This window comes from Legionella massiliensis (genome assembly GCF_000756815.1).
GTDB classification, from domain to species: Bacteria; Pseudomonadota; Gammaproteobacteria; order Legionellales; family Legionellaceae; genus Tatlockia; species Tatlockia massiliensis.
Genome location: NZ_CCVW01000005.1, coordinates 35,929 through 51,138, shown reverse-complemented (window position 1 = coordinate 51,138; position 15,210 = coordinate 35,929). Strand labels below are relative to the sequence as shown.

Genomic DNA, 15,210 nt, shown 5'->3' with positions numbered 1-15,210 from the left:
AATCAGGTTACATATGACAGGTGATACCAAGTGCTTGCAAATTGCTTGCTGAGTGATTGCTAGGTGATTGCCAAGTGATTGCTAGGGTAATCCCCCCATTTTTAACTGAAGTTAAAAGTAGAGAATTAGGCAACTAGTGCCAATTTTTGCCTTGGAGGATTGCCTCCAATAGCAGTATTTGGACGTTCATTGTTGTACGTCCATAACCATTGTGTCGCATGGTGTTGTACTTCAGCAATAGATTCAAATAAATATTGGCTTAACCAATCATACCGAACAGTGCGATTATACCGTTCAATATAAGCATTTTGCTGTGGTTTGCCTGGTTGAATAAAGACTAATTGTATTTGATTTTTATCAGCCCATTGTTCTAACAACTTAGAGATATATTCAGGGCCATTGTCACAACGTATTTGCCGTGGTTTGCCACGCCACTCAATGACTTGATTAAGAGTCCGTATGACCCGCTCTGCCGGCAAAGATAAATCGACCTCGATAGCAAGACCTTCGCGGTTGAAATCATCGAGTACATTAAATAACCGATAACTCCGACCATCTCTTAGCTGAGCGTGCATAAAGTCCATCGACCAGCATTCGTTGATTGCAGTTGGCACCGCCAATGCCCCTGGTTTTTCCCTTATTAACCGTTTTTTGGGTTTTATTCGCATGTTGAGCTCTAATTCCCGATAGATTCGATAAACGCGTTTGTGATTCCAGATAAACTCCTTCACATTACGCAAATAGAGAAAACATAAGCCAAAACCCCAATTACGTTGGTTCTCTGTTAAACTCATCAACCAATCCGCTATGATTACATTTTCATCGTCTAATTGTGGCTGATACCGATAACAGGTTTGACTGAGGCCAAATAACTCACACGACATGCGAATTGAAATATCCTTATTAGCCACCGCCTTTCTCGCCAATTCTCATCGACGTGACGGTGTTACCACTTTTTTTCAATGGCCTCTTTCAGTATCTCCGCTTTCAATCGTTCCTGTGCATACATCTTTTTAAGCCGGCTATTTTCTGCTTCCAGCTCTTTTAACCGCGACATCATCGATGCGTCCATTCCTCCAAATTTAGCTCGCCATTTGTAAAATGTAGCTGCGCTAATGACATGTTCTCGGCAGAGTTCTGATACAGAGGTGCCACCTTCGGCTTGTTTTAGAATCAACAGGATTTGGCTGTCTGTAAATTTTGATCTTTTCCTGAAGAATCTCTTCCTATATAGCGTATGAGAAAATTCTACTTTTAACATCACTTATTTTTCGGGGGGATTACCTAATGAGCTAAGTTGATAAATAAAGCAGATACCATATTGGATATCTTATTAGGCATCAACATAGATACCTTGTTAGATATCATTTTAAGCATCAACTTAGACACCACATTAGATATCATCACAGGCATCAATTTAGATACCATATTAGATATCTCATCAGGAATCTACATGGATACCATGTTAGATATCATTACAGGCATCAACTTAGACACCACATTAGATATCAATACAGGCATCATTTTAGATACCACAGAAGATATCTTATTAGGCATCAGCTAAGATACCATATTAGATATCATTCCTGGCATCAACTTAGACACCACATTAGATATCATTACAGGCATCAACTTAGACACCACATTAGATATCATTACAGGCATCAATTTAGATACCATATTAGATATCTTATTAGGCATCAACTTAGACACCCCACTAGATATCATCACAGGCGTCAATTTAGATATCATATTAGATATCACTTGAGGCATCATCCTAGATACCACAATAGATACCGTGTTAGATATCATTTCAGGCATCAACTTAGACACCACATTAGATACCATCTCAGGAATCGGTTAGATACCACATTAGATATCACATAAGCAATCTACTTAGATACCATGTTAGATATCACCTCAGGAATCATCTTAGATACCATATCAGACATCATGTTAGGGATCAGCTTAGATACCACATCAGATATCATCTCAGGAATCTACTTAGATACCACATTAGATATCTTCTGAGGCATCGACTTAGATATCACATTAGATAACATGTCAGGAATCAACTTAAAGCCCTATTAGTTATCCAAGGGGGTATCTACTTAGATATCTTATTGGATATCAAAATAGGCATCTATTTGGATATCATATACGATAATGAAGGTAGGAAAAAAAGCACATTTTTTATTTTATAAAGAGTGATGCCAAATACACATTAGACAATGAAATGTCTGACAACAGGATAAGGCATTCATAATAAGAAGTAATATTGGTAATACTTCAAGACAAGCGATATAAACACAATTCATTTATAGGCAAGTTAATATACTTATTATATGGGTGAAATCAATCATATTAAATTCGACCGTATATTGTTAAATAACGCTATTCAATAAACATTGTTTTTATGGATTTTTTTGCTCAATTCAATGTTGCGAGTTTTTTATGCTTATGCAATATATCCCTCATTTACACGGTTGTCGATTTATGTTTAAATTCATTTATAACATCAACTTAAAAAATATAAGAGTATATGGATAATAATAATCAGAGCAGACAACCCAAACGAGCAATTTCTGATGTAGCAGAGTTTCTTGAAATTTCAATGCAGGCAGTTCATAAGCAATTAAAAAACAAAAGTATCAACTGCGATAAGGTCGGTAACAAGTCCTATTTAACTTTCAACTCTGCTAAAGAATTATTTAATTTTAAATTCAAACAAAAAAAAATCGCCGTGCAAATAGTTAAGGGAGGCACAGGTAAAACAACTACTATCAATAATATCGCTAGCTGTGCAAATACCTATGGAGCAAGAGTACTTCTTATAGATGCAGACCCTCAGGGAAATCTAACTGATGCAAATGGTGTTGACGCAGAAAATTTTCCCGTTTTGATTGATTTACTGAAGGGCGATGCATCTATTAACGATAGTATCGTTACCGTTTCAAGTGGTTTGGACCTCATACCTAGCCGTATTGAGAATGTAATACTTGATAACGAAATCGTAAATGGAAGATATCCTTTAGAAAAGTTGTATAACAACCTTCTAAGCTCCATTGAAAACAATTACGATTTTATTTTCATAGATTGCCCTCCAACTATGGGTCAAGCAGTTACAGCGGCTAGCTTATATGCAGATACAATCCTAGCTCCACTCAATCCTGACAAATTCAGTGCTAAGGGTTTAAAAATATTAAAACAGGAAGTAGACACCTTAAACAAACGATTTGAAAAAAAAATCGAGTATAGAGTTTTTCTAAATAAATTCAGTGCTAAAACGATTTTATCAGACAAAGCAATAATGTCTCTCATTTCAGATCCTGAGTTAGAAGGGAAGGTATTATCTACAACTGTTCAATATGCACAGGAAATTCCAAACATCACAGATGATAATAAAAGCTCATTTAGTAATCTAAAGAAGTCTTTGGTAAGAGATGATTTTGATCGTTTAACCAGAGAATTACTGGAGATCTCTAGTGAAGTATTCTCAAAAGATGAAAAAGCTCAATCTAAAATTACTCGAGAAGAAGCAGCCTTAGCATAAGGAGATAATAGTGCCTGACTTACAAAAGCTTCTAAAAGAACGAAATGTAAATAAATTTTCAAAAAAATTATACCGACCATGGGATCTTTCTGGAAATGATACTACTTCTGTTGCTTCCGCAGATAATAACCCAGGTATTATTAACGAGCAGGCTACAAAGTCTGAGACCTTACCTGAAGAAATTAAATTAAATAAAGATAGCAATAAGGTAACAACCAGATACCAATCAGATAACTCAAAAGACAACCGTGAGATATCTAATCGGAATCAGATAGATAACCCAAAGGAATCTATTAGATATCCTTTAGATACTAATTCAGATATCGATAAGATATCAGATCATTCAAGTGAATCTGAAAAAGAATCCAACTTAACACAACAGAAAGTATCGGTTGAAAAGGAGAGTATTTCAGATTTAAAAATGCAAAATGCGGTTGATGACTTATCGATGGGGCTAGAGCAACAAATAATTAGTCTATCAGGAAAGCAAAAAGTAATTTTTGATATGGTTATTGAAATATGCTCAGCAAGAAATAGCTTATCAACAGGACCGGTACAAACAGCATCTTTAGCCAGCTTTGCACAAACAACAACTGGTACTGTTAAAATAATGTTAGCTCGTTTAATAAAAAAAGAATTACTGATAAGACATCCCGGAAAAAATGCTAAAGGCGGATATATAAATCTTGGAATTACTTCAAGAATTTTAGACCTGGTAAACAGTATAAAAACTTCCAATAAACACAATTTATTTGATAGTGACATTATCTTGTCTAATAGATATCAAAAAGATATCTGTCATGAATATAATAGTAGTAGTAATAATATAATTACTACTACTTTAAATAAAAGATTTGAACAAATTCCACCTGAATGGGAAAATATTAATTTTGAACCTCTTGCACATATTGGCTTCTCAAAAACACAAATCAAACAAATTATTGGAAAAAGTGATCCTTCTGTTGTCCAAGAGTCTATAAACCATTTTGCCTTCGGATTAGAATACAATCCAAAATTTAAAAAATATGAGGATCCTTTGAATGTTCTAATGGGAGTTCTTAGAAAAGGACAAGCATGGGTTGAAACAGATTATCGATCGGCAATCGAAATTGCCCAACAAAAATTTTTAGAAGCTAAACGCTCTGAAATGGAACGTAAAAAATCTTTAGAAGAAGAGGCTTATAAGCTTGCTCTAAGTGAATGGGATTCTGGAATAACAGAACAAGAGCGGAATAAAATTACTGAAAGAGCTAAAGGTGATCTGACACCACCTGCAGCTAAGCTTTCTAAATATTTCAGAGATCATATTTGGCCTGAAAAGAAAAGCGAATATCTATTATTTTAGTTTGGCCTAGTAGTATTATTTCAAACAGTCTATGTAGGTAACTTAGATAATTTTTTAAAGCAGCAGTATGTTGTGCGCTTAAAATCTAGATGAAAATAAAATAATACAAAAGGGCAGCGCTTTCTATTTAATGTTAGCGGAGATGGAATAACACAAGAAGATAGAGCGTTGTATTTGTTCCTCAACGTTTGCCTAACCCAGATTATATGGAATAGACATCCTCAGTTTTTGTGGATATCTATGTGGAGTTCATGTCTCAATCAGGCCTAGGCTAGGTTTTAGATTTAGAGAAGCGTTACTGATTTTCACACTATATAGTCAAGCACAGTAATTGCTTACCTAGCACTTATTCCAAGAGGATGAACTAAGCAGGTTCTCATTAACAGTCTCTGAAACTAAAAAATCTTGAGTCTGGAGAGTACTAGATAAACTATGTTTCAATGTTATGTAACGCGAGCTTTACCTCGACAAACTGCAAGCCTCTGTTCTCTTGAAGCTGTAGTTTTTTCTTAATTTGGATGGGGCTAATACCTAAATGAATGCCGATTTTTGAAGGTGGGTAATCAACCAATAGTTCTTTAACTTGCTCCCATAACTCATCAGGGATTCGTCCCCGCGCTGTTCGTGTTGCTCGCCAGTGTCTAAACGGTTGTTTGACTGAGTCTAGTCTATCTATTCCACTTTTCATAAAGCGACCTCTTAGAATCATCGAGGCTACAGGCTAAACAAAAGAGGTGTCTTTAGTCACGCACGCTTGCAACAAACTCAGGATTTATGTGAGAAGTTAACAAAAAGCCTTCATCATCAATCATGCCAAGAGGATATAGATATAATTCGGGAGCAGATTCGGATTGTTAAACTTGAATTAGAACACCTTTATCATCGTCAAAAGCTCATAGAACAAGATGTTGAGAGGGAAAATAAGCAACAGGTATTAAACAGCAAAAGGATGTATGCTTAATAGCGTACATAGATATTGAATAACTAAGAGGGTAGGGGGCTAATTGATAGAATAGCGGTTTGGTTTTTATTATAGCCAAAAATAATCTTGATTAACATCAGCTCCTCATTATTTAAATGAATGATGTGAATAAAATAGATATCCACAAAATCTGTGGATATCCATGTGGAGTTCATGTTCCGGACAAGTATGTACTATGGTTTAGAGCTTCACCACTTGCTTTCACGCTAGGATTTATAAATGATAAAGTTCTTATTCCTTTGCAAGCCACTCCTCTATGGTCAATTTTGTATCATCATAAACTTTAAGTAATTGTTGGTAGAGGTTTTCTAATAGGTTAGTGTAACCCGCTTTACGATAACGCTCCAGGTATTGGCAAGCATACTTTAAACGGAGAGTACCACAGTAAGAAGCGCCACTCTTGGCTTTATGAGCAAGTTCTTCTATTCGTTTCCAGTCATTGTTGATATGTGCTCGTTCAATTTCTGCTTTTTCATGTGGAATATTAAATTTTAAATCTTTCAATAGTTCGCGCAAGATTCCTTCATCGCCAAGAGTGGTAATGGCATTGGTTAAATCGAATAAGGGATATTGTGTGATTTCAAATAATTCTTTTTCCGATGCAGGTAAATCGGCACCTAAGGGTTTATTACTGTCATCGTTGATATCACAAGGGGAACCTTGATAGGGTACCAACACAAATTGTTCTATCAGTGACTGTAGAAGTGGCGTTTTTAATGGCTTTTCCAAAACATGGAGAAAGCACGCTTCTTTGCATGCTTCAATCGTACTTGTATCAGCGTTCGCAGTAAGCGCTATAAAAGGGGTTAGGAAATTAATTGCGTTTTTATTTTGTTTGACTGTATTTATGACATCGATTCCTGTGCCATCCGGTAGGCCGATATCTGCGACAACAAAGTCATATTTTGCACGATTAAGGGATTTGATCGCACTGGCAACATCGATAGCTGTACTGACATTTAATCCAAGAGACTTTAATAATATTAACCCAATTTTTCTTGCTAACATATCATCCTCAATGAGAAGAACATCTAGTTTGTTAATATCCAGTTTTGTCACAGTAGAAAGACTTTCACTAGGCTCTTCCTCATCTAATATAGGCGCCAACTTTTTATTAACTGCCCGATGAGTCTCAGTAACTGTCATACTGTCATATGTTTTTGCAACCAACGCTTTTTCGAAGGGAATATCAATATAAAAAATGCTTCCTTTATCAGGCTCACTTTGAACATTGATTTCTCCATTCATATCTTCGACATATTTTTTTACAATTCGTAGACCAAGACCTGAGCCATTATAGGTATTTCGGTTGGCGGGATTTAAACGATTAAATTTTTCATAAATTGTGTTTTGTTTTTCAAGGGGAATGCCTATCCCTGTATCTTGTAGTATAAATTGTAAAATATAATTTTTCTCATAAGCCTCGATAAGCCTGACTGATAGTAGAATGAAACCCTTATGCGTAAATTTTAATGCGTTACCTAATAAATTAATTAATATCCTACTCAATCGGCGCTCATCACCTTTTATAACCTCAGGGATATCCCTATCGATGGTTGACGATAGAGTCAATCCCTTATCAAAAGCGGTTATTTGATTGAGTTCGATGACGTTGTTAATTAATTGACGGAGATTAAAACGCTTTGAAAGAACAGGGACTATGGAATTTTCGATTCGGTCAAAGTCTATGACATCGTTACAGATGCTTAATAATTGCTTCGAACTATTTCTTAACATAGTAAGCAGTTCTTCATCAGGCGTTTGACGATTCTGAACGAGATTATCTAAAACGGCCCAGACGCTAGAGGCTGGAGTTCTGATATCATGCTGCATATTTTGAATAAAATTAGTTTTAAGTAGGGTGGCTTCTTCGGCTGCAATATTAGCCAGAACGAGAGCTTCTTCAATTTCTTTTTGTTTTGTAATATCCGTTGTAATGCCCATCATGCCAATGACATTATTTTTGCTGTCCCTTAGCGGTACTTTGTTGGTAATGGCTGTAATCGTCCTGTTATTTGAAATGGTAATTTTTTCTTCATGGTTCAATATTGGCTTTCCAGTCCTCATAACGGTTTGGTCAATATCGACATATAGTTGTGCTCTTTCGCGCCATATCAGATCAAAATCTGATTTGCCAACGACCTCACTTCGATATTGTAAACCTGCTAATTGAGCAAACTCATCATTACAGCCAAGGTAAATACTGTTTTTATCTTTCCAATAAAAAAAGCCAGGAGCGTATCGCACTATATTTTCCAGCTGTAAATGTTCTACTTGGCTGTTAGAGGAATCCGCTAGCTGCTTCCCAATGATATAAATCTGCTCAACCTCATCATTCTTATTATAAATAGGAATAATGTCCCACTTGATTTGTAGTTCTTTATGATTGCTTGATATAAATCCGGTGGTACTGAGCTTTCTAATAGGTAGTTTTGTATTAATAAATGATTGAACAGAATATTTTTCAAATACATCAGTAATAGGGCAATTTTGAATGTCTTTCTTTTTACATCCTAGCATTTTTAATAATGATGCGCTTACTTCTTGTATGGTATGGGTATTTGATAATACAAAACATAAATTATCTGTATGTTTTAGGAATAGCTGCGAAGCGGTTTTAAAATCAATAGGCTTAGTCCCGGACACGTTTAATTCCTTTTACGCTTCTTCATGAAATATATTTTATACAAGTTTAGCTTATAAGAAACACATTGGCTTAAAAATTAAGTTATATACTTCTATAAAGAGGTCTTTTTTGGCTGATAGATTCTAATTATCGAAAAATCATATGGTTATTATCATGTCCAATATGTATTTTGTCGTCTCAAATCAGTTTAATTTTTGCTTGTTTGATTTGTTTATGCACTTTTATAGTGAAATATTGTAGAATTTGCCTTTTGAATTACAGATATAGATCGTGCGTCGAAGGATAATTTGATTGATCTTACCTCTAAGGAATCCCTATGAACTATAGCCAAAGCAGAGAAATTGCGGATACTTTAATCAATTGGTTGCGTGACTATGCTCCTACACAAATTGATTCTAATCTTGCTGATGCACAGGGCTCTTTTCCGCCACATGTTTTTATGGATTTAGCGAGAGAAGGGTTCTTTGGGATGCACGTTTCCCGCCAATATGGGGGCTTAGAGCTCAAACTGTTTGATATGCTTCGAGTCATTGAACAACTCGGAGCTATCGATTTAACGCTATCTACAATACTGATTGAAGTCATCCAGGGTGCTCATACCTTAGAAAACTATGCCTCTCAAAGCATGAAAAACCAGTATTTAACTAAACTGGCTAAAGGGGGATTATTTACCTCAGGTGCTATGACTGAGGCGGAAGCGGGATCGAATCCCAGGGCAATGAAATCTATGGCTGTTCCGCATCAAGAGGGTAAGTGGTTACTCCGAGGTAGCAAGCGCTGGGTAGGGATGGCAAACTCTGCCGAGCTTATTGCAATTTACGTCCAACAATTCGATGCAAACAATAGTTGGGTTGGGATGAGTGGTTTTCTAGTTCCTCGCAATACACCAGGGCTCCATATAGGGGCTGCTTCTCCGACCATGGGCTTGCGTGGCTTTTCTAAACATACTATTTATCTTGAAGATATCGAAGTTACACCGGAAAATTTGTTAGGCGAATCAGGGCAGGGCATGGAAATTGCTCAAGATAACATGATGTATATCAGGTTATGCTTAGCAGCTGCAAGTATCGGTAGTATGAAGCGTTGTATACAATTAATGAGTCGTTTTGCCGAAAGGCGGCGAGTAGTGACGGGCTTACTTATCGATAATCCAGTGACCTTAGTCCGATTAAGTGAGATGACCGCAATTGTTGAAGCGCTTGATAACGTTGTTTTCTCCACTGCTAGTTTTTATGATGATGAGCCTGACTTAGTGCCGGAAGAAGCCTTCGTCGTTGCGAAAATTTTAGGTTCTGAATATCTAGGTGAGATAACCGATCAATTAGTTCAGCTCTTAGGTGCCAGGGGTTATGAAGAAGGTAGTGGCGTCTCACAATATTTCAGAGACGCACGAGTTTTTAGAATATTTGAAGGCCCCACTGAGGCTTTAAATATGTACTTAGGCTCACGCGTTTTGGATATGAATTCTAAACTTGAACATTTTATTTCCAAATTACTAAACCAAGAGGCGCTTTTTGAGGAAATAAATCGGACAATTTCACAAGTCAAAGCGAAGTGTTTTCGCCGAAACGCATTGGGGAATAAGCAATTTTCAAAGGAGTATTGGTGCCAAGCACTGGTTGGAGAAGTCATGACCTACGGCCTTCTATTAGCATTCACCGATTATCAATTCACTAAAACCAACTCATCCAAATTATATCGTGCCTCGCTTTGGGCGCGTTATAAGTACTATGAAATTGTGAATAAAGCATTAAATACTACCTTGGGCGAACGGGTCTTAATCCAGCAATCCGAGTTGCATGGCATTGTCTCTGATTACAGTCAAACAATCGGCAATATTGAGCAAGTGAGGCAATCACAGGATGTAGCAATCGATGACTATTTAAAAATAAAAGACAATCATTTCGCTTTAAAAGAAGAAAGATCTATGGTCAGTCACAATCCATTAACTGATATTGAGAGTTATGATGACATTGCGATAGCAAAGATAGAGCATATTGATACCGTTCCTCTTCCCAATGCTTATGTGCATCAGCTCTTTGAGAGCAAAGCGGTTCAGGCTCCTGATGCCGTTGCCTTGGTCAATGGTGATGAGCAAATGTCTTATCATGCGCTTAATGCTAATGCAAACCAAGTGGCCCATTTTCTGATAAATAAAGGATTTGGTGCTAATACGATGGTTGGACTCTATCTTGAGCGCTCTAGTGAAATGATTATTGGTCTGCTTGGGATCCTTAAAGCAGGTAGTGCCTATTTACCTTTGGATTCGAACTATCCTGGGAAGAGTCTGCAATATATGTTTGAAAACTCCGGTGCTGAAGTCGTATTAACGCATAGAGCCTTGGAAAACAAGTTGCCCTTTACAGCAAAAAATGTATTTTTTATTGAGGATATTCTGGGCCTTGCATCAGCAGAGTTTGATACGAATCCACAGTTGAATGTGGACTTAGATAGTCTTGGCTATCTGATTTACACCTCTGGCTCAACAGGTAAACCTAAGGGTGTTATGTTGCCTAATAGAGCATTAACTAATTTAATGAGTTGGCATTTTGAACAAATTTCTGAAAAAAGAAATGTGTTGCAATTTACAACCCTAAGTTTTGATATGAGTTTCATTGAAATATTTTCAGCTCTAGGCTCAGGCGGTACTCTTGTACTACTTTCAGAAGAGGAGCGCCTAGATCCTTGGAAATTGTCAAACTTAGTTAAACAACATAGTATTCAACAATTAGTTCTCCCTGTATCGTTTTTAAAAGTTCTCACTTCGACACCCATCGATAGAAGTCATTTCAATAGCTTAAAAGAGGTTATTGTTGCAGGAGAGCAACTTACCATTAATCCGGCAATTTTATCATTCTTTACGAATCATACCTCGTGCAAACTATTAAACTATTATGGTCCCGCTGAAACGCATGTGGTTACTGCGTTTACCTTTCCTGAAAAAACAAGTGACTGGCCCGATTATCCGCCTATCGGACGGCCGATTTTCAATACTGAAATTCTGCTGTTAGATGAGAGTAAACAACCTGTGATGCCTGGTGAGAGCGGAGAAGTCTATATAAGAGGAGTCTCTCTAGCAAAGGGATATATCAATCAAAGTGAATTAACTAAAGATAAATTTATTTTAGATCCTTTGAGTGAGGAAGAGGGTGCTCGATTGTACAAAACAGGGGATATGGCGAGATTTCTTCCTGATGGCAACCTTGTTTTTCTTGGTCGAAAAGATGAGCAATTAAAGGTTCGTGGATTTCGGGTTGAGCCTCAAGAAATTGAATTAGAATTAGTCAAATATCCAGGGGTTCGAGAAGCAGGTGTCATTGCTAGGAAAGGCTTTGATGCAGTTTGCCATCTCGAGGCCTTTATTGTGCTTGAAGAGGATAGCGATGAGAAAGTAGTTAATCTTATTTATTCCTTTCTTCAAGAACGATTGCTACCTCATATGGTGCCATCGGTGATTAATCTTATTGATCAAATGCCCTTAACTGATAGTGGTAAAATTGATAGGAAAAAATTAGAGAAATATAACAAACCGATCGCTTATTCGCTTAATAAAATAGAAGAACCCAGTACAACCACTGAAAAAGATATGCTTGAAATCATGGAAACAATTTTTAAGTTTCCGATAGGCATTAATCATAGCTTTACCTCAATTGGCGGTAATTCATTGTTGGCTATGCATATAGTGACCATGCTGAAGGAGAAATTTGCTGTCGAGTTACCCGCTTATACCCTGTTATCAGATGCTAAAATTTCAGAGACGGCAAAGCGAATTGATGGGTTACTGGCTCAAAAAGATAATCCCATCAACTCAGTATGCATTATAAAACCACAAAATGACTCACATTGTTCTCAATAACTTTTCAGGGGAATGTCATGCAATCCTGTTCTAGTTTCTTAAGCGCTATATGAAAGACGATGAGACTTCTCTTTAGACCTTCCTCTGCCCATAACTCTTACTAGCTCTTCTTGGAATTCACGCTCGTTTTGTTCTAACTCCTTCATCGTTTGCTCGCGACGTATTCGGTCTTCTTCTGCGAGCTTTCGATTTTCAGCAAAACCTTTAATGACGTCGTCGCGATGTGAATTTTTCTCGGACGTTGTTGTTAATACCTCTTGAAGTTCTTTATTTGCCTGGTCAACTTCTTTTGTGCTTTCCCATACACGTTGTGTACTTTGCTCTAGTCGGTCTATTAGAGAAAGTCCTATAGAGGCGTTTTCCTTTAGACTATCGACTCTGCTGGCAAACGCATTAACATTTTGAGCCAGTTCTTCATGCACGAGGGTTGATGAGACTGTCGATTGGGCAATTGTCGAGGCACTTTGAGTAATCGATTGTTGAGCTTTATCTAAAAGAGCGACATTTTCAGCAAGCTTGGAGTGCAGGGGTTCCCAAGCTTCACTAATGCGCTCACTTGTTTGGTCGATGATTGCATGAGTGTCTTGAAGTTCTGCCAGTATTTGGTGCTGTTGCTGATTCAACTGTTGAGTAGACTGGGTTTGCTCTAGTTGAATCTGTGCTTGTGCTGCAAAGGCCTGGCTGTTGGCATCCATGGTGTTACTAGCACCTTGAAGACCAGTTGCCAAGTCTTGCAATTCTGCCCCCATCTCTTTGGCCTCTTCAATGCCCTCGTTAAGTCGTTCTTCGGCATAGACAGCGAGTTTTGTTGTTTCGTTGAAGCGCTTTTGGTCATAGTAATGATGTAATTTCAATAAGCCTACAATAGCGATATAAAGCGCGCCGGCTGCAATGGCGCAAATCGCAATAGCATTTAAAAAAATCCCTACGGTTGCTGCGGCAGCAACCACCAGGGTTAGCAAGATTAAATGCTTGTACCAGGCGATCTCTCCGACCCATTGCGCCACTTTTGAAAATGGGCTTTGCAGTTCGTCATCATGGCGCTCAAGGATATCCGAAACCTCTGTTTCGCGTTTCTTTTTTTCTTGTTCGATTTGTTCTTCTACAAAAATGGCTGTTTGTGTTTTACGCAAGACCTCTTCTTTGACTTCCTCGACGGCCAACACGCCGTCTATAATTTGCCTGGCTCTCATAACGTCTCCTTGCTAGGGTGTTGTGGAAAAAAAACGCGATGAGCTTTCACGGCGTGAAGAGGCTTTGTCATCTGGGTTATCGTCCACAGCCAAATGTTGGGTTTCTTTTAATAGTCTTAGTAACTGGGCTCGCGACGTTTCTAAACCCCTTATTTTATCTTTAAGTTGTTGTTCATGTTCGCGGGATTTACTTGCTTCTTCTTTTAATTGGATAACCTCTTCTTCAAAGAAGGTTGTTTTTTTATCCATTGACGCCATTTGTGCTTTCGATGCTTGTAACGATTCAGCAAGCTCTTTATTCTTGATTTCAAGTAATTCAGCGCGCCGTTCGGCTGTCGCGACTCTCTCCAGCGCCTTCTCTTTATCAATGGAGAGCCCATCAATTACGCCCTGAGTGATATCTAACCGCTCCAGTTGCTCATCAAAGCGGGCCTTAGTTTCTTGTAAACCAGCAACAGTCTCACTTAGCTGCCCGTCTTTTTGGGTTAACGCGCTTTCAACGATACGCAAGGCATTGACTAGATGAGCCAACTCGTCATCTTTTTCTTGTAACAAGCTTGCAGTGGCATCGAGTTTATTGCCTGTGGTGGCAAGTTGTTCCTTAAGCCGCTCATTTTCATGGCCGAGCGCCTCATTGGTGGCTACTGCGAGGCGCAGCGATTCGCCAATTTTATCTTGCGTTGCAATCGTTTGTTGGATATTGTCATTCACGGTCATTAGCCCGGTTCTAAGGGTGTATTTTTGACGTTTAATTTCTTTGTTTAAGCTGTCTAAGGCCTCATCAACCGATAAATCAATCGCTATAGTCGCCTCATCGGTACTGTCTTTAGTCAGGGCAAGATACCCCAATTTAGACCCATAATAGAACCAGCCGTTAATCCCGCTATTCCAGGCGGCTAACTTTAACAGCTCAGGGTTGTTTTGTAATCGTCTTGACGCACGCTCAAGTGCTTTACCATTTTCTGTGACGGCTGTTTTGACGACGGTGAAATTATTTTGCAAACGCTCGGAGGCAGACCCCAATGCCAAACCGTATTTTGCTACTAGAAACTGCACTATTTTTGTATTGTCCCTAATGAAGAAAGGCGCACGGCATAGCCACATTGGGTATTTTAATAAGGTGGCGAGTTCTGCTCGTTTAATATTTTCAATGACCTCGTATTCCAACTCTTCAGGTATTCTAAAATAGTGATATCTGTCAGGGGATTCATATAAGTAATAATAAGCCCAAGCGTTTAAGTGTTTAACGAGCTCTACAATATCGTCTTCAATTTTGAGTTCTGCTGAGGCACTAAAAACCGCCCAGCCTAAGGATTGTTCAATAGCTTCTATCACCAGTTCTTTATCACCCTTTAACTCAGGGGATGCAAGGGTTAATGCTAAGCCGTCGATGCGAACCGCAAGCTGCATCACTTTCTTTTGCTGCCTTAGTTCGTCTGGGCTTTGATTCAGAACAGTAATAGGGCCATAAGTTTCAAAGGCGGCTACGATTTCTGCTTCCGTTGAATGGAGAGTTAACATAAGTAATGATTCCCTTTAACTAGTAACTTTAAGGGGCGTAGAAGCAACGAGTGAAAGAGGGATACGTTGATTGGGCTGTTTCCATTGCGCGGCTCTAACTTGCTTTAACACCA

Annotated in this window: 8 protein-coding genes and 1 pseudogene; 4 read left to right on the top strand and 5 right to left on the bottom strand. The window is 38.1% G+C overall.

The features are described from left to right. Positions 1–125: 125 nt before the first annotated feature. Positions 126–1,261, bottom strand: a pseudogene (locus BN1094_RS17995) (IS3 family transposase). A 36-nt stretch (positions 1,262–1,297) separates the two neighbouring features. Here BN1094_RS17995 and BN1094_RS17985 point away from each other — a divergent pair. The 3 genes from BN1094_RS17985 (at position 1,298) to BN1094_RS17970 (ending at position 4,898) form a co-directional block, all read left to right on the top strand. Continuing rightward, positions 1,298–1,564 (top strand): hypothetical protein, encoded by a 267-nt coding sequence (locus BN1094_RS17985; RefSeq protein WP_044012655.1) that lies wholly within the window; start codon positions 1,298–1,300, stop codon positions 1,562–1,564. 978 nt (positions 1,565–2,542) lie between these two features. Beyond that, on the top strand, positions 2,543–3,553 hold the full coding sequence (locus BN1094_RS17975; RefSeq protein WP_044012653.1) for a ParA family protein: 1,011 nt from the start codon (positions 2,543–2,545) through the stop codon (positions 3,551–3,553). Between the two features lie 10 nt (positions 3,554–3,563). Next, entirely contained in the window at positions 3,564–4,898 is a 1,335-nt protein-coding gene (locus BN1094_RS17970; RefSeq protein ID WP_044012652.1) for a hypothetical protein, read from the top strand. Positions 4,899–5,328: 430 nt separating this feature from the next. Here the strand turns inward: BN1094_RS17970 and BN1094_RS17965 are convergent, their stop codons facing one another. Next, positions 5,329–5,586, bottom strand: a complete 258-nt coding sequence (locus BN1094_RS17965; protein ID WP_044012651.1) for a hypothetical protein — start codon at positions 5,584–5,586, stop codon at positions 5,329–5,331. Between the two features lie 525 nt (positions 5,587–6,111). Beyond that, positions 6,112–8,526 carry an ATP-binding protein gene (locus BN1094_RS17955; protein WP_044012649.1) on the bottom strand — a complete coding sequence of 805 codons (2,415 nt, stop codon included), beginning with the start codon at positions 8,524–8,526 and terminating at the stop codon, positions 6,112–6,114. A gap of 317 nt (positions 8,527–8,843) precedes the next feature. Between BN1094_RS17955 and BN1094_RS19040 the strand changes: the two genes are divergently transcribed. After that, positions 8,844–12,383: an amino acid adenylation domain-containing protein gene (locus tag BN1094_RS19040; RefSeq protein WP_052403380.1), complete on the top strand. Its 3,540-nt coding sequence runs from the start codon at positions 8,844–8,846 to the stop codon at positions 12,381–12,383. A gap of 38 nt (positions 12,384–12,421) precedes the next feature. Here BN1094_RS19040 and BN1094_RS17945 read toward each other — a convergent pair whose 3' ends face one another. Both BN1094_RS17945 and BN1094_RS17940 read right to left on the bottom strand, forming a co-directional pair. After that, on the bottom strand, positions 12,422–13,576 hold the full coding sequence (locus BN1094_RS17945; RefSeq protein WP_044012648.1) for a hypothetical protein: 1,155 nt from the start codon (positions 13,574–13,576) through the stop codon (positions 12,422–12,424). 12 nt (positions 13,577–13,588) lie between these two features. Continuing rightward, positions 13,589–15,097 carry a DUF4116 domain-containing protein gene (locus BN1094_RS17940; protein ID WP_044012647.1) on the bottom strand — a complete coding sequence of 503 codons (1,509 nt, stop codon included), beginning with the start codon at positions 15,095–15,097 and terminating at the stop codon, positions 13,589–13,591. Positions 15,098–15,210: the final 113 nt, after the last annotated feature.

What these genes read in the sequence shown, in the direction of transcription:
- BN1094_RS19040 (WP_052403380.1), top strand. Translation starts at nt 8,844, where the DNA reads ATGAACTATAGCCAAAGCAGAGAAATTGCGGATACTTTAATCAATTGG.
- BN1094_RS17945 (WP_044012648.1), bottom strand. Translation starts at nt 13,576, where the DNA reads ATGAGAGCCAGGCAAATTATAGACGGCGTGTTGGCCGTCGAGGAAGTC.
- BN1094_RS17975 (WP_044012653.1), top strand. Translation starts at nt 2,543, where the DNA reads ATGGATAATAATAATCAGAGCAGACAACCCAAACGAGCAATTTCTGAT.
- BN1094_RS17940 (WP_044012647.1), bottom strand. Translation starts at nt 15,097, where the DNA reads ATGTTAACTCTCCATTCAACGGAAGCAGAAATCGTAGCCGCCTTTGAA.
- BN1094_RS17965 (WP_044012651.1), bottom strand. Translation starts at nt 5,586, where the DNA reads ATGAAAAGTGGAATAGATAGACTAGACTCAGTCAAACAACCGTTTAGA.